This window comes from Niveibacterium sp. (assembly GCF_041909475.1).
GTDB lineage: Bacteria > Pseudomonadota > Gammaproteobacteria > Burkholderiales > Rhodocyclaceae > Niveibacterium.
Map to the genome: position 1 here is coordinate 102,314 of NZ_JAYRDJ010000007.1, position 18,176 is coordinate 120,489.

20 protein-coding genes are annotated in these 18,176 nt (G+C 63.0%); 9 read left to right on the top strand and 11 right to left on the bottom strand.

All coding sequences use genetic code 11. The annotated features are described in order from the left end of the window. Positions 1-18: 18 nt before the first annotated feature. The 9 genes from flgE to ACE3P0_RS07390 all read left to right on the top strand — a co-directional run bounded on the left by flgE (position 19) and on the right by ACE3P0_RS07390 (position 9,497). On the top strand, positions 19-1,254 hold the full coding sequence (flgE, locus tag ACE3P0_RS07350) for a flagellar hook protein FlgE (protein WP_374401382.1): 1,236 nt from the start codon (positions 19-21) through the stop codon (positions 1,252-1,254). A gap of 71 nt (positions 1,255-1,325) precedes the next feature. Then, positions 1,326-2,066: a flagellar basal-body rod protein FlgF gene (gene flgF / locus ACE3P0_RS07355; RefSeq protein WP_374401384.1), complete on the top strand. Its 741-nt coding sequence runs from the start codon at positions 1,326-1,328 to the stop codon at positions 2,064-2,066. A 100-nt stretch (positions 2,067-2,166) separates the two neighbouring features. Then, the gene (flgG, locus tag ACE3P0_RS07360; protein WP_374401386.1) at positions 2,167-2,949 is read left to right on the top strand and encodes a flagellar basal-body rod protein FlgG; all 783 of its coding nucleotides are present in this window, start codon (positions 2,167-2,169) and stop codon (positions 2,947-2,949) included. Positions 2,950-2,960: 11 nt separating this feature from the next. Continuing rightward, the gene (locus ACE3P0_RS07365; protein WP_374401387.1) at positions 2,961-3,632 is read left to right on the top strand and encodes a flagellar basal body L-ring protein FlgH; all 672 of its coding nucleotides are present in this window, start codon (positions 2,961-2,963) and stop codon (positions 3,630-3,632) included. A 43-nt stretch (positions 3,633-3,675) separates the two neighbouring features. Next, positions 3,676-4,779: a flagellar basal body P-ring protein FlgI gene (locus tag ACE3P0_RS07370; RefSeq protein ID WP_374401389.1), complete on the top strand. Its 1,104-nt coding sequence runs from the start codon at positions 3,676-3,678 to the stop codon at positions 4,777-4,779. An 11-nt stretch (positions 4,780-4,790) separates the two neighbouring features. Next, entirely contained in the window at positions 4,791-5,702 is a 912-nt protein-coding gene (flgJ, locus tag ACE3P0_RS07375; RefSeq protein ID WP_374401391.1) for a flagellar assembly peptidoglycan hydrolase FlgJ, read from the top strand. 158 nt (positions 5,703-5,860) lie between these two features. Further along, positions 5,861-7,852 (top strand): flagellar hook-associated protein FlgK, encoded by a 1,992-nt coding sequence (flgK, locus tag ACE3P0_RS07380; protein WP_374401393.1) that lies wholly within the window; start codon positions 5,861-5,863, stop codon positions 7,850-7,852. Between the two features lie 20 nt (positions 7,853-7,872). Then, positions 7,873-9,057 carry a flagellar hook-associated protein FlgL gene (gene flgL, locus ACE3P0_RS07385; RefSeq protein WP_374401394.1) on the top strand — a complete coding sequence of 395 codons (1,185 nt, stop codon included), beginning with the start codon at positions 7,873-7,875 and terminating at the stop codon, positions 9,055-9,057. A gap of 5 nt (positions 9,058-9,062) precedes the next feature. Next, positions 9,063-9,497, top strand: a complete 435-nt coding sequence (locus tag ACE3P0_RS07390) for a hypothetical protein (protein ID WP_374401396.1) — start codon at positions 9,063-9,065, stop codon at positions 9,495-9,497. 13 nt (positions 9,498-9,510) lie between these two features. Here the strand turns inward: ACE3P0_RS07390 and fliR are convergent, their stop codons facing one another. The 11 genes from fliR to ACE3P0_RS07445 form a co-directional block, all read right to left on the bottom strand. Next, entirely contained in the window at positions 9,511-10,299 is a 789-nt protein-coding gene (gene fliR, locus ACE3P0_RS07395) for a flagellar biosynthetic protein FliR (RefSeq protein ID WP_374401397.1), read from the bottom strand. A 10-nt stretch (positions 10,300-10,309) separates the two neighbouring features. After that, positions 10,310-10,579: a flagellar biosynthesis protein FliQ gene (fliQ, locus tag ACE3P0_RS07400; protein WP_206256137.1), complete on the bottom strand. Its 270-nt coding sequence runs from the start codon at positions 10,577-10,579 to the stop codon at positions 10,310-10,312. 9 nt (positions 10,580-10,588) lie between these two features. Beyond that, positions 10,589-11,332, bottom strand: a complete 744-nt coding sequence (gene fliP, locus ACE3P0_RS07405; protein ID WP_374401399.1) for a flagellar type III secretion system pore protein FliP — start codon at positions 11,330-11,332, stop codon at positions 10,589-10,591. After that, positions 11,322-11,744, bottom strand: a complete 423-nt coding sequence (gene fliO / locus ACE3P0_RS07410; protein ID WP_374401401.1) for a flagellar biosynthetic protein FliO — start codon at positions 11,742-11,744, stop codon at positions 11,322-11,324. Before fliO ends, fliP begins: the two co-directional genes overlap by 11 nt. A gap of 190 nt (positions 11,745-11,934) precedes the next feature. Then, positions 11,935-12,351, bottom strand: a complete 417-nt coding sequence (fliN, locus tag ACE3P0_RS07415; protein ID WP_374401403.1) for a flagellar motor switch protein FliN — start codon at positions 12,349-12,351, stop codon at positions 11,935-11,937. Continuing rightward, positions 12,344-13,363, bottom strand: a complete 1,020-nt coding sequence (gene fliM / locus ACE3P0_RS07420) for a flagellar motor switch protein FliM (RefSeq protein ID WP_374401405.1) — start codon at positions 13,361-13,363, stop codon at positions 12,344-12,346. Before fliM ends, fliN begins: the two co-directional genes overlap by 8 nt. Before the next feature lie 30 nt (positions 13,364-13,393). Next, a complete protein-coding gene (locus tag ACE3P0_RS07425) occupies positions 13,394-13,957 on the bottom strand; it encodes a flagellar basal body-associated protein FliL (protein WP_374401407.1) in 564 nt (187 codons plus the stop codon). Between the two features lie 135 nt (positions 13,958-14,092). Beyond that, positions 14,093-15,349 (bottom strand): flagellar hook-length control protein FliK, encoded by a 1,257-nt coding sequence (locus ACE3P0_RS07430; RefSeq protein ID WP_374401409.1) that lies wholly within the window; start codon positions 15,347-15,349, stop codon positions 14,093-14,095. Between the two features lie 68 nt (positions 15,350-15,417). Then, the gene (fliJ, locus tag ACE3P0_RS07435) at positions 15,418-15,921 is read right to left on the bottom strand and encodes a flagellar export protein FliJ (RefSeq protein ID WP_374401411.1); all 504 of its coding nucleotides are present in this window, start codon (positions 15,919-15,921) and stop codon (positions 15,418-15,420) included. Between the two features lie 114 nt (positions 15,922-16,035). Further along, positions 16,036-17,439 (bottom strand): flagellar protein export ATPase FliI, encoded by a 1,404-nt coding sequence (gene fliI, locus ACE3P0_RS07440; RefSeq protein ID WP_374401412.1) that lies wholly within the window; start codon positions 17,437-17,439, stop codon positions 16,036-16,038. Then, positions 17,439-18,158, bottom strand: coding sequence for a flagellar assembly protein FliH (locus ACE3P0_RS07445; RefSeq protein ID WP_374401414.1), 720 nt, complete (start codon positions 18,156-18,158; stop codon positions 17,439-17,441). The genes fliI and ACE3P0_RS07445 overlap by 1 nt, the downstream gene beginning before the upstream one ends. Between the last annotated feature and the right edge of the window lie 18 nt (positions 18,159-18,176).

Below are 18,176 nucleotides of genomic sequence, written 5' to 3' on the forward strand. Positions count from 1 at the left end.
CGGGCGAGGAGAAGGACCATGGCATTCCAGCAAGGCCTCAGCGGGCTTAACGGCGCATCCAAGGCGATCGACGTCATCAGCAACAACGTCGCCAACACCAGCACGATCGGCTTCAAGAGCGCGCAGACCAAATTCAACGACGTGTACGCCGCGGCGCTCAACGGCGCGGCTGCCGGTGTGCAGGTCGGTATCGGTGTGAACGTCGGCGCCGTGGCGCAGCTGTTCAACCAGGGCAACATCACCCCGACTGGCAACCCGCTCGACCTGGCGATCAACGGCAACGGCTTCTTCCGAGTGCAGCAGCCGGGAGGAACGATCTCCTATACTCGCAACGGACAGTTTGAGATCGACAAGAACGGATACATCGTTAATTCCGCGGGCTATCGTTTGCAAGGCTATCCCGCAAACTCCCTTGGCGTGATCCTGCCGGCGACGCCGACCGACATTTACCTGAACACTGCGGATCTTCAACCGAAGCAGACCGAGTCGGTGAAGATGGGGATCAATCTTGATTCCCGTCAGACGGTGCCGACGGTGCCCTTCACCAGCACGGCCGCAGCGCCGCTACCCGATCCGCTGTCGTACAACTCGTCGACCTCGGTGTCTATCTTTGACTCCCTCGGCAATTCGCACATCTACACGATGTACTTCGTGAAGAGCGGCGGCGGCACCTGGGACATGCACACCTCGGTTGACGGCGCGGTTACAACAGGGCCGACACCGCTGGCCTTCGACTCCTCTGGCACGCTGACGACGGCCATGCCGATTGCGATGACGGCTACGATTGCTGCATCGTTTGGCGCCGTCTCTCCTATCTCGTTTGACCTGGATTTCACGGGTACGACCCAGTACGGCAGTGCGTTTGGTATTAACCGTCAAGTGCAGGACGGTTATGCATCGGGTCGCTTGTCGGGCGTGACGATCGCGCAGGACGGCACCTTGCAGGGCCGCTACAGCAACGGCCAATCGAAGATCCTCGGCCAGACGGTACTGGCGAGCTTTGCCAACCCGAACGGCCTGCTGTCGCTCGGTCAGAACCTGTGGGGCGAGTCGCCGGAATCCGGCCAGCCGCTGGTCGGCAGCCCGGGTTCGGGCAGTCTCGGGTTGGTGCAGGCGGGTGCTGTTGAAGAGTCCAACGTGGATATCACTGCTGCGCTGGTCGATCTGATTACCCAGCAGCGCAGCTATCAGGCGAATTCGCAGTCGATCAAGACGCAGGACCAGATCCTGCAAACCCTGGTCAACCTGCGGTAAGGGTCGGCTGAGGAGGGGTTGTGACCCGCACGTAGCCAAAGCAGTCAAGCCAACGGAAACGGAAACCACAAATGGACCGTGCGATTTATACAGCGATGACCGGCGCCAAGAGCACTCTGCTGCAACAGGCATCGGTTGGACACAACCTCTCCAACGCCACCACCGACGGTTTCCGCTCGGAGCTGCACCGCCTGCGGGCGGTGCCGGTGCAGACACAAGCCTTGCCGTCGCGCGCATTTGTTGTTGATGCCAGTGTGGCGAACGACTTCACACCCGGCGCGCTGCAGTCCACCGGTCGCGCGCTCGATGCAGCGATCAACGGCAAAGGCTGGTTTGCGGTGCAAACCTCGGACGGTGGCGAGGCCTACACCCGCGCCGGCCGGTTTGAAGTGAGCGCCAACGGCGAACTCGTCAATGAGCGCGGTCTGCAGGTGCTCGGTGAGGGCGGACCGATCGCGCTGCCGCCTGACAACAGCTACGAAATTGCCAGCGACGGCACGATCAGTGCGATTCCGCGTACCGGCAGCCGCAACAACGCCGAAGTGGTGGGGCGCCTGAAACTGGTAAACCCGGAAGAGGCACAGATCCAGCGCGGTGACGACGGCTACTTCCGATTGGCGAGCGGCCAACCCGCCGAGGCCGATCCGGCCGTGAAGGTGGCGGGCGGCTATGTCGAGGCGAGCAACGTCAACATCGTCGAACAGATGGTTCAGATGATTTCACTCGCGCGCCAGTTCGAAACCCAGACCCGCATGATGACGGCGATCGATAGCAACGCGAAGGCGGCGGATCAGATTCTCGCGGCCCGATGAGCTGCTGTTTGAATTGAAGCCGGCTTTGCCCGCTTATCCGGGCTAGGGGGCTTGACGCGGGCGCCGACAATGGGGCCACGCGTGTAGAAGGAGAAACATCATGGTTCCCGCACTTTGGGTGGCCCGTACCGGTCTCGATGCCCAGCAGACGCAGCTGGACGTCATCTCGAACAACCTTGCGAACGTCAGCACCAACGGCTACAAGCGTGCGCGCGCGGTGTTCGAGGATCTCCTCTACCAGACGCTGCGCCAGCCCGGCGCCCAGTCTTCGCAGCAGACGCAGATTCCGTCGGGCCTCCAGCTTGGTACTGGTGTGCGGCCGGTAGCGACAGTGAAGAACCACAGCCAAGGTAACTTGCAGCAGACCGGCAACTCGCTGGATGTGGCGATCCAGGGTGACGGCTACTTCCAGATCCTGCTGCCCGACGGCACGCTGGGTTACACGCGTGACGGTTCGTTCCAGAAGGACAATACCGGGCAGATGGTCACCTCCAGTGGCTATCCGCTCGACCCTTCGATCACGATTCCGCCGAATGCTCAGTCGATCACGATTGGTAAGGACGGCACTGTCAGCGTGACCACGCCCGGCACCGCCGCGCCGACCCAGATCGGCACGATTCAGGTCGCGACTTTCGTGAATCCGGCAGGCCTGCAGTCTGCGGGTGAAAACCTGTTCCTTGAGACCACGTCGAGCGGTACGCCCACGCCAACGACACCAGGCACCAACGGCGCCGGCGTACTAAATCAGAACTACGTCGAAACCTCGAACGTGAACGTGGCTGAAGAGCTTGTCGGCCTGATCCAGACGCAACGCGCCTATGAGTTCAACTCCAAGGTGGTGAGTACCGCCGACGCGATGCTGGGCCGCCTCTCGCAACTCTGAAGGGGATGATCATGCGCCGGCTCGCTCAACTGACCACGCTGTTGTCAGCCGTGTTGCTGACAGCGTGCGTGACGCCGCCGATGACCAACGTGCAGCAGCCGATGACGACTCGCGCACAGCCTCGGCCGGTGAGCGAGCCGATTGCCGGCTCTTTGTTCAGCACCAACGCTGCGCAGCGTGGCATGTTCGAAGACCGCCGCGCGCGACTCGTCGGCGACACACTGACCATCAACCTGGTCGAGAAAACCGCTGCAACGAAGAACGCCAACAGCAGTGCGAGCCGCGATTCGGAAATCAGCGCAAGCATCCCGACCATGAGCAAGGTGCCGCTCAAGTACCTGCAAGGGCTCGATCTGGCGGCAAGCACCGGCAACACCTTCTCTGGCAAGGGCGCTTCGTCGGCCAACAACAACTTCACCGGCACGATCACGGTGACGGTGATCGACGTGTACCCGAACGGCAACCTGCTGGTCTCGGGCGAGAAGCGTGTCGCGATCAATCAGGGCGACGAGTTCATCCGTTTCTCGGGCGTCGTGAACCCGATGCATGTGACCGCGGCGAACGCGGTGAACTCGACGCAGGTGGCCGATGCCCGGATCGAATACAAGGGCAGCGGCTACATCGACGATGCACAGCAGATGGGCTGGCTGACGCGCTTCTTCCAGGTCATTTCGCCGTTCTGAACGATCTGTGCCGGGTCTGGAAGCAGAAAGCTGAGGAAAAGAAATGCGCGGATGGATCAGAGGAATGTTGGCGGCGGCGCTGCTGTGCGGGAGTGCTGTCGCCAGCGCAGAGCGCATCAAGGACATCGCCAACTTCGCCGGCGTGCGTAGCAACCCATTGGTAGGTTACGGGCTCGTCGTCGGGCTGGACGGCAGTGGCGACCAGACGACACAGACGCCGTTCACGGTGCAAAGCATCGTCAACATGCTGTCGAACATGGGCATCGCGCTGCCGCCGGGCGTTAATTTGCAGCTCAAGAACGTGGCGGCCGTGATGGTGACGGCCACCTTGCCGCCCTTCGCGCAGCCGGGTCAGGCAATCGATGTCACTGCGTCGTCGCTTGGCAATGCCAAGAGTCTGAAAGGTGGCACCCTGCTGATGACACCGCTCAAGGGGGCGGACGGCAACGTCTACGCATTGGCTCAAGGCAATCTGGTGATCAGCGGGGCCGGGGCCGGTGGCGGTGGCTCGAAGGTTACCGTGAATCACTTGTCGGCCGGCCGTATCCCAGGAGGGGCGACGGTGGAGCGCGCGGTGCTGATGCCGGTCGGCAACGAGGATTCGGTATCAGTAGAGCTGAAAGATGCGGACTTCGGTACGGCGCAGAAAGTCGCCGATGCCATCAACCGTAATTTGGGCGAGGGCCTGGCCGCCGCGTTGGATGGACGCCGGATTCGCGTAAGGGCGCCGGCTGAGCCGGACCGCCGCGTGGCCTTCCTCGGCATGATCGAGAACCTCGATGTGGCGCCCGAACAGGGCATGGCCCGCGTCGTCGTGAACTCTCGCACCGGCTCGGTGGTGATGAACCGCGCGGTGCAATTGCAGGACTGCGCCGTGGCGCACGGCAACCTGACGGTGACGGTCACCGCCGACAATCAGGTCAGTCAGCCTGGCGCCCTTTCGAACGGACAAACCCGTAACGTGCAGAACGCGCAGATCGACATCAAGCAGGAGCCGGGCAACCTGATCCGGGTGAAAGCCGGTGCCAATCTTGCCGAAGTGGTGAAGGCGATCAATTCGGTGGGTGCGAACCCGCTCGACATGATCGCGATCCTGCAGGCGATGAAGGCCGCAGGTGCGTTGCGTGCCGAACTGGAAGTGATCTGAAGGCGCCGCGCATGGCTGCTCCAGTGCAGGACTCGATCTTCGATACACGCCGGCTGGCCGATCTGAAACGGCTGTCGAGCGATCGTTCGCCGGAATCGATCAAGGCGGTGGCACAGCAGTTCGAAGCCCTGTTCGTGCAGATGATCATGAAGCAGATGCGCGAGAGCACCACCTTCGGCGGCCCGAGCTTCGACGGTGAGACGGCTCAGTTCTATCGCGGCATGGCCGACCAGCAGCTCGCATTGAACCTCTCGAAAGGCCGGGGCATCGGGCTGGCACGCGCGATCGAGCGCCAGATGAGCGCCAGCATGGGCATCGATACCGGCTTGTCGAACGACATTCCGGCTCCGGCCGCGCGTCCGGCGTTTCCGACAGGTGCGGCGGCAAAGACTGCCGGCACACCGGCGAGCGGGCAGATTTCGCCGGCACCAACAAGCGCCACGAGTGCTTCAAGCGGCTTCGTCGACAAGATCTGGTCGCATGCGCAGGCGGCTGCCAAGGCGCTGGGTGTGCCGGCGCAATTTGTTGTCGGTCACGCGGCGCTGGAAACCGGCTGGGGCAAGGGCGAAATCACCCGGCCCAACGGCGCGCCGTCGTACAACCTCTTCAACATCAAGGCAGGCGCAGACTGGAAGGGCGATACGGTCGAAGCCTCGACGATCGAATACATGGGCGGCGTGCCGACGCGCCGCACCGAGCGCTTCCGTGCCTATGCATCGTATGACGAGGCGTTTCGCGACTATGCCCGCTTGATCACCGCCAACCCGCGCTATGCGCAGGTCAGTGGTCAGGCCGACGCTGCCGGTTTCGCGCGTGCGCTGAGCCGCGGTGGTTACGCGACCGACCCGATGTACGCCGACAAACTCACCCGCATCATCGGCGGCAATACGCTGCGCGCAGCGCTGTCTGCCGACACCCTCTAGGCGGATTCTCCGCCCTTTTAGCCCACCCCGTTGTGCCATGGCGCGTGCGTCTTCCGTGCCCGTGGTTTCCCTTGCCGCACCAGTCATTTCGGGGGCTGCGCGAAGCAGGCAAAGGAATTGCTTAGGAATGCCGTAAAGAGCATTACGAGGCAATCGTCATGGGCAACAGCGTACTCAACATCGGCATCTCGGGCATCAACGCCGCACAGGCGGGCCTGGTCACGACCGGTCATAACATCTCGAATGCCTCGACTGCCGGCTACAGCCGCCAGCAAATCGTCCAGGGCACAAACCTGCCGGTGTTCTCGGGGGCCGGTTACTTTGGCCAGGGCACGAATGTCCAGACGATCAAGCGCAGCTACAACACTTACCTGGAACAGCAGGTCCTGACGGCGAACTCGCGCTATCAGGAGATGAACACCTACTACGAGCAGGTCAAGCAGATCGACGACCTGTTCGGTGACCCGAGCGCCGGTCTGTCTCCGGCGATCCAGGACTTCTTCAAGGGCGTGCAGAGCGTCGCCGCCAACGCCACCAGCATCCCGGCGCGGCAATCGATGTTGTCTCAGTCCGAAGCGCTGGTTGCGCGCTTCCAGACGCTCAATACCCGCATTGAAGAACTGCGTGACCTCGTCGGTGGCGAGATCAACGGTACCGTTACCGAGATCAACAGCCTTGCCGGCCAGATCGGTGAGCTCAATCAGCGCATCATCTTTGCGTCGAATATCGGCGCCGGCCAGCCACCCAACGATCTGCTCGACGAACGCGCGCAACTGGTGTCACAGCTCAATGACCAGGTGCGGGTCACCACGATGCCGAACGAAGACGGTTCGATCAACGTATTCGTCGGCAACGGGCAGCCCTTGGTCGTGCGTTCTGACGTGGCGACGCTGACTGCGCAGCCCTCGCGCGCCGACCTCTCGCGCATCGTCGTCGCGATCCAGCTGCCGACCGGGGGCGGGCAGGAATTGCCGGATGCGGCATTTTCTGGCGGCAAACTTTCCGGTCTGCTCAACTTCCGCAGTGAATCGCTCGATACGGTGCAGAACGGACTGGGCCGCCTCGCGCTTGGCATCACCGAGACCTTCAACGCACAGCACCGGCTTGGCCAGGACCTTGATGGCGCACTAGGGGGTGACTACTTCCAGCCGCTGGCGGGTCGCACGATCTATCCGAACAGCCCGGCGAACGCCGGAACGGCGCAGATCGATGTGCCAATCACCAATGCTTCTGATCTGACGACCAGCGACTATTCGCTGACTTACTCCGCTGCGAATACCTTCCAGCTGGTGCGGCGTTCGGACTCGCAGGTATGGACCGCGTCGGGGGCAACGCCAGCGGCCGCACTGGCTGCGGTGCTGGCAGCAGCGCCATCGCAGGGTTTCTCGATGACGCTCAGCGGCGCACCGGCGGTGGGCGACAGCTTCACGATCCAGCCCACGCGTGCAGCGGCCGACCAATTCACCGTAGCGATCAAGGATCCGCGCCTGGTTGCAGCCGCCGCGCCGGTCCGCACGCTGGCAACCAATGCCAATACCGGCACTGCGAGCATCACGCAGGGCGTGGTGAGTGACGTCACCAACCTCGCACCACCCCCGGCGCTGACTCTGCCGCTGACCTTCAGCTACAACGCCGGCAACCTGTCGGGATTCCCGGCCGGGTTCCCGATCACGGTCACGCAGCCGAGTGGCAGCAGCACGACCTATCCGGCGGGGGGCCCGATTCCTTATTCGGATGGTGCGCAAATCGCCTTTGCCGGCGTGTCCTTCACCATTTCAGGCACGCCAAAAAACGGCGACACCTTCACGATGGAACGCAACCCCGGCGGTGTTTCGGACAACCGCAACGCGGTGTTGCTGGGGCAACTGCAGCAGGTGAAGACGCTGATCGGCAACTCGGCGAGCTATGAATCGGCCTATGCGCAGCTGGTTGGCGAAATCGGTTCGCGTACCCGTGAAGTACAGGTGACGGCCGAATCGCAGAAGGTGGTAGCGGAGCGCGCGAAGGACGCACAGCAATCGCTGGTGGGCGTGAACCTCGATGAGGAAGCTGCCAACCTGATTCGCTACCAACAGGCCTATCAGGCTGCTGGCAAGGTCATGCAGGTTGCGAGTACCTTGTTCAACGAGATTCTGGCGATTGGCCGTTAATGATTGACTGGAGCTGAGCCATGCGTGTTTCAACTGGAATGATCTTTGAGAATGGAACGACGCAGTTTCAGAACCGCGCCGGCGATCTGCTGAAACTCCAGCAGCAGGTCTCTACCGGGCGGCGTGTCGTTGCCCCGTCGGATGACCCGATTGCGGCCTCTTCGTCGCTGATTGTCCAGCAAGCCAAGAGCATGAATGCGCAGTGGGCGACCAACCGCGGTTCCGCCACCGACTCGCTGCAGATCGTGGAAAGCAAGCTATCCGGCGTCAGTGATCTGATCGTCTATCTCAAGGAGAAGGCGATTCAGGCGGGTAACGGTGCGCTGAGCCCGGTGGATCGCAAGTCGATCGCGGTGGATGTCAGGGCGCGGTTCGATGCGCTGGTCGGTCTCGCAAACAGTAACGATCCGCAGGGTGGCTACCTGTTTGCAGGCTTTCAGACTGACACCCAACCCTTCGTCGGCAACATCGCCAGCGGTGTGCAGTATCAGGGCGACCAAGGCTCGCGTTCGCTGCAGATCAGCGATTCGCGGGTGATCCCGGTCAGCAACTCTGGCAACGAAGTGTTCATGGACATCCCGAATCTCAACGGCGCCTTCCATACCTCGGCCGGGGCAACCAATACGGGTGCAGCCGTCATTGACGACGGTTCGGTAGTGGGCGCCTACAGTGGCAACCAGTACCGCATCGATTTCACCGGGCCCGGCAGCTACGACGTCTACGACGTGACGGCCGGCGGCGGCCCGATCAGCAGCGGCAGCTATGTCAGCGGCACCTCGATCGCCTTTGCAGGCATCCAGGTCTCGGTGTCGGGCACGCCTGCAGCGGGCGATACTTTCAGCATCGATCCCGGCGGCTATACCGACATCTTCAGCACGATCCAGACTTTTGTCGGCGCACTCGAGAACACCAGTGGCGCGGCGCTGAATACGCAGGTGAACCAGACGTTGGGCAAGCTCGACAAGGCGCTCGACAATGTGCTGCGGGTAACGGCTTCGGTGGGGTCGCGCGTCAATGAAGTGCAGGCGGCAGAGTCCGTTGGCTCGCAAGCCGATCTGCAGTACGCAACGACGATTTCGCGCCTGACCGATCTGGATTACGCGCAGGCGAGCTCCGATGTCACGCAGAAGACGGCCGCCTTGCAGGCCGCACAGCAGGCGTTCGTGAAGACGACAGGCCTGTCCCTGTTCAACTACATCGGGTGAGCGCCATGCGGACGCCGATGCTTGCGATGCTCGTCTGTGCGCTCGGCGCGTGTTCCGGCATCAAGGGTGACTACCCGAGCTCGCCGCTGATTCCCCATGCTGCGATCAATGTTGCGGATGGCCTCACGATCGCCTTGGAGGATATCGTTGCAGGTGCTGCGGTGATCGGTGTGGCCTACTACGTCGTCGACCCGCTGGCGCCGAACTGGACCTTGCGTGCCGTGCGGCTCGATGAGGACCGGTATCGAATCGCAATGCGCATGAAGCGCTTCCACATGGGTGGCGAGGGCGAGGCGATGCAGCTGTTCAAACGCCAGGCCGAGGACATGGCTCGCGCGCAGGGCTACAGCAGCTATACGATCGCCCGCTATGAAGAAGGGCAGGAATCGAACTGGATCTCGGAGCGGGTCGCCAGCGGTGACGTGATCCTGCGCCGCTGAGCGCTGCGCTTGCCTATTGGCCGGAGGCTACTTTCAGGAACATCCCTACGGTGTCGAACCCCCGCTCATAAAGCGATTGCAGTACGCCGGCAAGCATGGGAAGACATGCAGCCAGTGCCAGCACGCCCACGGTCAGCGTGATAGGGAAACCCAGCGCGAACAGGTTGAGTTGCGGTGCTGCGCGGGTCAGCACGCCGAGCGCGATATTGGTGATCAGCAGTGTGGTGACGGCCGGCAGCGCCAGCATCAACCCCGACACAAAAATGCTGCCGCCGCTGCGCACGATCACTTTGGCTGCATCGCCATGAAAGCCAGTACCCCCTGCAGGCAACCATTCGAAGCTGCGCACCACGGTTTCGATGACCAGCAGATGCCCGTTGAGTGCAAGGAAGATCAGCGAGGCGAGCAGGCCAAGGAACTGTGCGACAACCGTGGTCTGGCCCGCGGATTGTGGGTCGTAGAACATCGCGAACGACAGACCCATCTGCAGGCCGATCAGGTCGCCCGCAAGGTCGATGGCGACGAACACCAGCCTGATCGTGAAGCCGATCGCGAAGCCGATCATCATTTCGGTCGCGATTGCGCCGACCACGAGGAAAGACCCAGGTGCCACTGCCGGTGAGGGGGGCAGTACTGGCGCGATTGCTACTGTGATGGCGAGCCCGGTGATCAACCGAATGTGCCGCGGCATGCCAACGTTGTTGAAGATCGGCGCACTCGTCAACATCGCCAGGATGCGGAATGCCGGGTAGGCGTACATCGCCAGCCAGCCAGCCCAGTCCGCGCTGGTGAACGTGAACATGCGGCTGGCGCTACCCGATCAGGCCGGGGATTGAGGCATAGAGCCGGCGAATGTAGTCGGTGATCGTGGTGAGCATCCATGGGCCCGCAATCAGCAAGGTCACGAACATCGCCATCACCTTCGGCACGAAGGTCAAGGTCATCTCGTTGATCTGCGTTGCTGCCTGAAAGATTGACAGTACCAGACCGACGACGAGTGCACACAGCAGCGGCGGTGCCGAGACCATCAGCACGATTTCGATCGCGTCGCGCCCGAGCGCAATAACTGTGGTGGGTGTCATGTGTGGCCCCTAGGCGAAACTATTGACGAGCGTGGCGACGACCAGATTCCAGCCATCCACCAGTACGAACAGCATTAACTTGAACGGCAGCGAAACGATCACTGGCGACATCATCATCATGCCCATCGACATCAGCACCGATGCCACGACCATGTCGATGATCAGGAAGGGCAGGAAGATGATGAAACCGATCTGGAAAGCTGTTTTCAGTTCGCTGGTGACAAATGCCGGGATGATGACCCGCATCGGCAATTCCTCTGCCTTGTTCACCTTCGGCGTTTTCGCGAGCTGGGCGAACAGGGACAGGTCGGCCTCGCGCATCTGCTTGAGCATGAAGCCTTTCACCGGCACCGCCGCGCGTTGCAGCGCCACGTCGAACTCGATACGGCCCTCGGCGAGCGGCTTGTAGGCGTCTTCGTATACTCGGTCGGCGACCGGGCTCATGATGAAGAAGGTGAGGAACAGCGACAGCCCCATGATCACTTGGTTCGGCGGCGAGGTTTGGGTGCCGAGCGCGTGGCGAAGCAGCGAGAAGACGATGATGATCCGCGTGAAGCTCGTCATCATCAGAACAACCGCGGGGATGAAGACCAGCGAGGTCATCATCACCAGCGTTTGCACGGTGATCGAGTAAGTCTGGCCGCCACCGGGCCCCGGTGTGCTGCTGAATGCCGGCAGCGCCTGTGCGAGCGTCGGCAGCGCGATCACGGCGAGCGGCAGCGCGAGCAATGCACGACGCAGATCAGCCCTCATGGCGGCCCCCTTTCAGCAAGGCAGCAAGCGTGCGCTGGAAATCGCCCTCGATCGGCGGCGGCGCTGTCATGCGCGGCACTTCGTTGGCGTCGAGTGTCTGCAGGGCGGTGACGCGACCCGGTGCAACGCCCAGCACCAATACTTTCTCGCCGAGTTCGACCAGTACGACGCGCTCGCGCGGCCCGACTGCGGTGCCACCGATAATGCGCAGCGCGGCCTGGCCATTGCCACCACGCGCCTGCAGACGCTTTATCACATGAAGGAGGCCATACAGGCTGGCGAGCACCACCGCGAGCCCGAACAACATCGACAGCAGGCTGCCACCTGCGTCTGCAACGCTGGCAGAGGCAGAGGCCGGCGTCAGCAGGGCTGCGAGCGTTAGGTGTATGGAACGGGTTGAGGGTCTGGGCATCGCGGTATCACAGGTTAGATATGCGATGCCATTGTGCGGCCGGCAAGAATTGCCGGCCCGTGGATTAGCGTGGGAAAGCGGGCGCTATTCCGGCGCTTTCTCGATGGTGCCGCTGAGCGATGCGCTGTCGAGTGCTGCCGGTGCCATGAAGGCAGCCGGCGCCCGAGCGGGCCGCGCCGTTGTGCGCGTTTTAGAGCCCGCGAACCTTACGCATGCGCTCCGACGGCGTGATGATGTCGGTGAGGCGGATACCGAACTTGTCGTTCACAACCACCACCTCGCCTTGCGCGATCAGCGTGCCGTTGACCAGCACATCCATCGGCTCACCGGCCAGCGCGTCGAGCTCGACCACTGAGCCGTGCGCCAGCTGCAGCAGGTTGCGGATCGACAGTTTGGTGCGCCCGAGTTCGACGGTGATCTGGACCGGAATGTCCAGAATCATGTCGAAGTCGTTCATCGACGTGGGCTTCTCTCCCGCGCCGAACTCAGGGAACGCAGCACGCGCCGGTTCCGGCGGTGGTGGCTCGGCCATTGCGGCGTCCGCAACCGCCTGTTCCTGCATCGCTGCAGCCCAGTCGTCTTCACTGATTTGTTCTTCGTCAGCCATCATGGCCTCCCAGTTTGGCCGCGATCAGGTTGATCTCGCGGTCTTCCGGCGGCACCAGCCGTTCAATCCGCACGGCGTGATAGCCGTGGCTGATGCCGTGTTTGCCCTCAAAAGCCGGTACGCCATCCACATGGCCCTGCACCAGCTCCGGTATGTCGAGCGGAATGATGTCGCCCACCTTGAATTGCACGACGTCGCGCAGCGTGACGTTCGTCTTCGCCAGATCCACCGTGAGCTTGAGCTCGATGCTCTGGATCTGTTTGGTCATCAAACCCACCCAACGCTTGTCCTGCGTGAGGTGATCAGACTGCATCGTGCTGTAGAGCAGGTCGCGGATCGGCTCGACGGTAGAGTAGGGCAGGCACAGGTGCATGTCCGCCTGGGTGCCGCCGAACTCGAGCGCGAAGTTCATCGATACGACGATTTCGCTCGGCGTGGCGATGTTGGCGAACTGCGGGTTCATTTCGGAACGGACATATTCGAACTGAATGCCGAACACCGGCGCCCAGGCCTTTTCCATCTCGGTGAATACCACTTGCAGCAGGCCACGGATGATCCGCTGCTCGGTCGCAGTGAAGTCGCGCCCTTCAACCCGCGTGTGGAAGCGCCCGTCGCCACCGAACATGTTGTCGACCACCAGGAACACCAGGTTCGGGTCGAACACGACAAGGCCGGTGCCGCGTAGCGGCTTCACCATGATCAGGTTCAGGTTGGTCGGCACCACCAGGTTGCGCACGAACTCGCTGTACTTCTGCACCTTGATCGGCCCCACCGACACTTCGGTGTTGCGGTGCATGTAGTTGAACAAGCCGATGCGCAGGTTGCGCGCAAAGCGTTCATTGATGAGTTCCATCGTGGGCATGCGCCCACGAACGATGCGTTCCTGCGTCGCCAGGTTGTAGTTGCGTATGCCGCTGGTATCGGCATCGCCCTGGTCGACTTCATCGGTTTCACCGGTGACGCCACGCAGTAGCGCATCGACCTCTTCCTGCGAGAGAAAGTCTTGAGCCATGGTCGGGTCCCGGTCTGTCCTGTGCTGCCCTTACTGGACGATGAATGAAGTGAAGAGTACGGACACGATCGGCCCGCCCTCATCGTGGTCCGCGCCTTTTTTCTTCTTCTTCGGCGGTTCATAGCCGAGCGAGGTGTTCGCCTCGGTGCGGATCTCGGCCGCAAGCGCCTCACGCCCCTCGGGGTTTGCGATCTCGGAAGCCTTTTTGCCAGAAAGCAGCATCAGGATGCGGTGGCGGATCTCGGGCATCAGCAGCTTGATCTGATCGCCGGTGTGAGCGTCTGCAACGCGGAATGACAACACGACCTGAAGATACTGTTCACCGTTTTCCGGCTGCAGATTGACGACGAAGGGTTCCAGCGGCACAAAAACCGGTGGCGCTTTCGGATCAGCGTGCGCGGCGGGTTTTTCCTCGTCGGCCTGGGCGTCCTCGCCATCTGCGGCAGCTGCCTTCTTCTTCTTGCCAAGCACCAGGAATGCTCCGCCGCCGGCAAGCGCAACCCCCACCACCGCGGCGATGATGATGATCAGCATCTTCTTGCTTTTCTTCGGGGCGGCTTCGCCTTCTGCGGGTTTGGCGGGCTTGCTCGACATTACTCAAATCCTTCTCGATGGTTCGGTGAGGCCTGACAGTACCCGGTGTTGCCGGATTGAGGTACCGCTAGGGGTGATTATTCCCTCTGTCTACGGCGTTCAAAGCGCCGAACTGAGGCCTTCCCGACCGGTAATTCAGGCAAAGGTGTCGACCATGCCGAGTCCGCTCCGCGTCCACGCCGGTCGACTCTGCGCCGCCATGTCCGGCGCCTCATCGGCGAGTTGTTGCCGGCCGCCGCGTTGGCTGCCCCCCCAATTGCGCTGCTCCTGCGGAGAATCGTTGGCACCGTTTGCGCTGACGTTCACCTGGCTGAGGTTGAGGCCGGCATCGGTCATCAGTTCGCGCAAACGCGGAAGCGACTGTTCGATGGCCTCGCGTGCAGCGGGGGTCGCGGTCACGAAATGCGCCGTGGTCTGGTCGCCGTTCACGTTCAACGTGATTTCCACGCGGCCAAGATGCGGCGGTGTCAGGATCAATTCGGCACGGCCAAGCTCCTTGCCTGCCATCCAGACCATGCGGTTGCCCACGTCATCTGCCCAACCGCTCTGAGATACGGGTGTGCGCACAGGGAATTGAGGCGCCTCTGCGCGCGCAGCCTCGCTGCTGCGTTGCGCAAGCGCCTCCGACCAGGGCGAAACAGCCGGCTGCGCCGCAGTGTTCGTCTGAAGCGCGGCGTCTGTGATGATCGCCTTGGTTTGAGCAGCTTTGCCCGTCGTTTCGACGACTGCGGCGGTCACCGGTTGCTTGGCTGTATCGCCAAGCGCTGTGACAGCGGGGTTGGCCTTGTCGTCGTTCGACGTGGTCGTCGTGCGGTTGGCTGTCTGCGCGAGCAGCGCGTTGGCGGCCGCCTTGTCCGCCCCGTCGCTGTCCGCGTCCGCTCCTGCCTTGCCGTCACCGGCCTGTGCGGCAGGAACTGCCGTCGCCGGCAGCGCCTTGCCGTCGAGCGGCAATGTCTCGCCGGTTGCCGGTGGATATGGCGTGTCGGCTTGGGCGGCCGATTCGCCAGGCTTGCGCCCCTCCACTGCGACTAAGTTGCTGGCATTTAGCGCTGCAACTAGCCCTCTATCGTCAACCTTCGATAGTTGATCATCAAATGATTTGGGTTGATCTGCCATGGGCGCGCCGAGGGACTCCAGCAGGGCCGCGGCAATCTGCGCCAGCCGTGCCGGATCGTCTACCGCAGCGGCGTCTTCGCTTGCTGTACGCTCACTGCCTTTGCTGTCGTCGGCCTGTTGTGTCTTGGCCTTGGCGCCATCCAGGGCGTTGGCAAAGTTTGCCTGCTTGCCGTTGTCGGCGCCGGAATCGGCCGCATTGGTGGCCTGGCTTGCCTGCACGGGCGAGTTGCTGACCGGGGCGGGCATCGGGCTTGGGGTCACGTTGATTGCTGGCATCTTCTGCTCCTCGGGGCGGTGGCGCCCGACTGGGTCTGCCATCGTTCAGCAAGGCGCGTGCCAGCGGATCAGGGCGTACCGGAGGGGTCTGTCGGGGTGCTTCCCGCCGCGGTGTCGCCTGCGTCGTCCTGCGTCGCTTCCTGCTTGGAGCGGAACAGCTTCGCGGAGTGTTCGTCTGTGACGCGCTGCTCCGCACGCCATTCCTTACGCTGTTCGACCGCCTGTTGCCGGGTCGCGAGGGTGTCGAAGGCCTTCTTGCGATTGCGCTCGTCCACCCAGGCTTGCTTGCCGGCCACCACCTGCTCACGCGCGCGGGCGACGATCTGTTCCTGTTCAAACACCGCTTCGTCGAGCTTCGCGATGAAGGTCGAGTAGTTGCGCCATGCTTCAGGCGATATCCCGGTCTGCGCAGCAGCGCGGAAGCGGTTGTGGTACTCCTCGCGATACTGAACGAGGATTTCGAGTTTCTGCTCATGCGCCTGGCCGCTCGCGAGCAGCGCGCCAAGGCGCTTGGCCGCATCGTCCATGCGGTTCTGGGCGAGCTCGATCAGGGTTTGCAGTGCGTTGGACATGCGCGGGGTGCGGCGAATCCGGCGGGGTGCCGACTCTCAATATATACGCTGGCGATGCCAAGCGCGCAAAGGCCTGCGTGGTCTTGACGTGACTCAGTGATCACGAGCGGGCGCTCAGGTTTCGACACCGAAAAGCGTGTGCAGCGCTCCGAGGCTTTGTTCGTAGCCGGCGCGTTCGTGGATGCCTTGCTGGAGAAAGGCCTCCAGCTGTGGGTAGGCGCGCACGGCTTCGTCCAGCAGCACGTCCGATCCGGCCTGATAGGCGCCGACCGCGATCAGGTCGCGCGAGCGCTGGTAGCGCGAGAACAACTGCTTGAAGCGTCGCACCAGCTCGAAATGTGAGGGCTTGATCAGGTTGTGCATCGCGCGCGAGATGGATTGCTCCATGTCGATTGCGGGGTAGTGGCCCTGATCGGCCAGCGCGCGTGAGAGCACGATGTGGCCGTCGAGAATGGCGCGCGCCGAATCGGCGATCGGATCCTGCTGGTCGTCGCCTTCCGCCAGCACGGTGTAGAACGCGGTGATCGAACCGCCGCCCTCCGGCCCGTTGCCGGCTCGCTCCACCAGCGCGGGCAGGCGTGCGAAGACCGATGGTGGGTAGCCACGCGTGACCGGCGGTTCGCCGATCGCCAGTGCGATCTCGCGTTGCGCCATCGCGTAGCGGGTCAGAGAATCCATGATCAGCAGCACCTGCTTGCCCTGGTCGCGGAAGTGTTCGGCCACCGTCGTCGCGTAGGCTGCACCCTGCAGCCGCATCAGCGGGCTGGTGTCGGCCGGTGCGGCGACGACAACCGAGCGCGCACGCCCCTCGGGCCCCAGGTTCTGCTCGATGAATTCCTTCACCTCACGGCCCCGTTCGCCGATCAGCCCGACGACGATCACCTCAGCCTCGGTGTAGCGCGCCATCATGCCGATCAGCACCGATTTACCGACACCGGAACCGGCGAACAAGCCCATTCGCTGGCCACGCCCGATCGTCAGCAGCGCGTTGATCGTGCGGATGCCGACGTCCAGGCTGGCGGCGATTGGCGCGCGCAGCAGCGGGTTGACCGGCCGGCTCTGCAACGAACGGGTGTGTTTCACCTCGAGCGGGCCAAGGCCGTCGAGCGGCCGTCCAGCGCCGTCCACGACGCGACCGAGCAATTCGTTGCCAACGGGCAGGTGTTTGGCGCGGTCCGAGGCGCGGCGCCGCGGTTCGACGCGTTCGGCGGTGCTGAGTTTGGGCTGCGCCGGATCGTTCGGCACCACCTGTGCACCGGGCGCGAGGCCGAACACATCGTCGGTCGGCATCATGTAGAGCTTGTCGCCGGTGAAGCCGACCACTTCCGCTTCGACCGAGCCCCCGCCTGGGATCAGGATGCGGCAGCCGGAACCGAGCGGCAGCTTGAGCCCCGATGCTTCCATCACCAGGCCGTTGATGCGCGTGAGGCGGCCTGCGACCTGATAGGGTGAGGCGACCGACGCCATCTTGCGGCAGTCTTCCAGGTAATCGCGCCAGGAATCCGCGAGGCGGGGCATCAATCGTCCTCCCACGGGTGCTCGCGCGAAAGGTTCTCCACCACACGCCGCCAGCGCGTTGAAACGGTGGCGTCGAGCAGTGTACCGCCCACTTCGATACGGCAGCCACCGCGCTCGACCGAATCATCCTCGACGATGCGGTGGCCGGCGTGCGCATGCTGCTCGCCCAGGTATTGCCGTACTAGCGCATCGTCCGCCGAATTCACATGCAGCACTGCGTGCTGCTGTGGCAACTGCGCGAGCGCCTCGCGAATCACGACCAGCAGACTTTCCGGCCGCAGCTTGATTTGCTCCCGCACGACGAGGCGCGCCACCTCAAGCGACAGCGCAAGGATCTCGGCGCCGATTGCTTCATCGAGGTGGTCGAGGGTGTCCTTGAACTGGCCGAGCAACTGGTGCAGCTCAGCCGCTTCCAGGCGCCCGCGCGCGCTGCCTTCCTCGTAGCCGATGTCGTAGCCCGCCTTGTAGGCTTCCTGGTGGATCTGCTCCACTTCATCAGCGGTCGGCAGATGCACGCCGGGCGCGATCTCGATCGGCCCGTTGGCGAGCTCGGGCTCCGGCTCGAAACTCGGTGCGACCTCGGGCTCTGGCGGCGGTGGCGCAAGCTCGACCGCGACCTCGGGCTCTTCCAGCACCGGCGGCGCTGCAAAATCCTCGAACTGCACGCGGCGGTAGGCGCCGGTTGCCTGGTTGGCTCGGATGACGAGTTCGTTTGCCATGCTTGGTCTACTCCGGCC

Coding starts and splice junctions, on each gene's coding strand:
- fliP (WP_374401399.1), bottom strand. CDS start 11,332: ATGAGGGCTGATCTGCGTCGTGCATTGCTCGCGCTGCCGCTCGCCGTG.
- fliI (WP_374401412.1), bottom strand. CDS start 17,439: ATGCCCCGCCTCGCGGATTCCTGGCGCGATTACCTGGAAGACTGCCGC.
- ACE3P0_RS07445 (WP_374401414.1), bottom strand. CDS start 18,158: ATGGCAAACGAACTCGTCATCCGAGCCAACCAGGCAACCGGCGCCTAC.
- flgJ (WP_374401391.1), top strand. CDS start 4,791: ATGGCTGCTCCAGTGCAGGACTCGATCTTCGATACACGCCGGCTGGCC.
- ACE3P0_RS07370 (WP_374401389.1), top strand. CDS start 3,676: ATGCGCGGATGGATCAGAGGAATGTTGGCGGCGGCGCTGCTGTGCGGG.
- fliJ (WP_374401411.1), bottom strand. CDS start 15,921: ATGTCCAACGCACTGCAAACCCTGATCGAGCTCGCCCAGAACCGCATG.
- fliO (WP_374401401.1), bottom strand. CDS start 11,744: ATGCCCAGACCCTCAACCCGTTCCATACACCTAACGCTCGCAGCCCTG.
- ACE3P0_RS07430 (WP_374401409.1), bottom strand. CDS start 15,349: ATGCCAGCAATCAACGTGACCCCAAGCCCGATGCCCGCCCCGGTCAGC.
- flgG (WP_374401386.1), top strand. CDS start 2,167: ATGGTTCCCGCACTTTGGGTGGCCCGTACCGGTCTCGATGCCCAGCAG.
- fliR (WP_374401397.1), bottom strand. CDS start 10,299: ATGTTCACGTTCACCAGCGCGGACTGGGCTGGCTGGCTGGCGATGTAC.
- flgF (WP_374401384.1), top strand. CDS start 1,326: ATGGACCGTGCGATTTATACAGCGATGACCGGCGCCAAGAGCACTCTG.
- ACE3P0_RS07390 (WP_374401396.1), top strand. CDS start 9,063: ATGCGGACGCCGATGCTTGCGATGCTCGTCTGTGCGCTCGGCGCGTGT.
- fliN (WP_374401403.1), bottom strand. CDS start 12,351: ATGGCTGACGAAGAACAAATCAGTGAAGACGACTGGGCTGCAGCGATG.
- fliM (WP_374401405.1), bottom strand. CDS start 13,363: ATGGCTCAAGACTTTCTCTCGCAGGAAGAGGTCGATGCGCTACTGCGT.
- flgL (WP_374401394.1), top strand. CDS start 7,873: ATGCGTGTTTCAACTGGAATGATCTTTGAGAATGGAACGACGCAGTTT.
- flgE (WP_374401382.1), top strand. CDS start 19: ATGGCATTCCAGCAAGGCCTCAGCGGGCTTAACGGCGCATCCAAGGCG.
- fliQ (WP_206256137.1), bottom strand. CDS start 10,579: ATGACACCCACCACAGTTATTGCGCTCGGGCGCGACGCGATCGAAATC.
- flgK (WP_374401393.1), top strand. CDS start 5,861: ATGGGCAACAGCGTACTCAACATCGGCATCTCGGGCATCAACGCCGCA.
- ACE3P0_RS07365 (WP_374401387.1), top strand. CDS start 2,961: ATGCGCCGGCTCGCTCAACTGACCACGCTGTTGTCAGCCGTGTTGCTG.
- ACE3P0_RS07425 (WP_374401407.1), bottom strand. CDS start 13,957: ATGTCGAGCAAGCCCGCCAAACCCGCAGAAGGCGAAGCCGCCCCGAAG.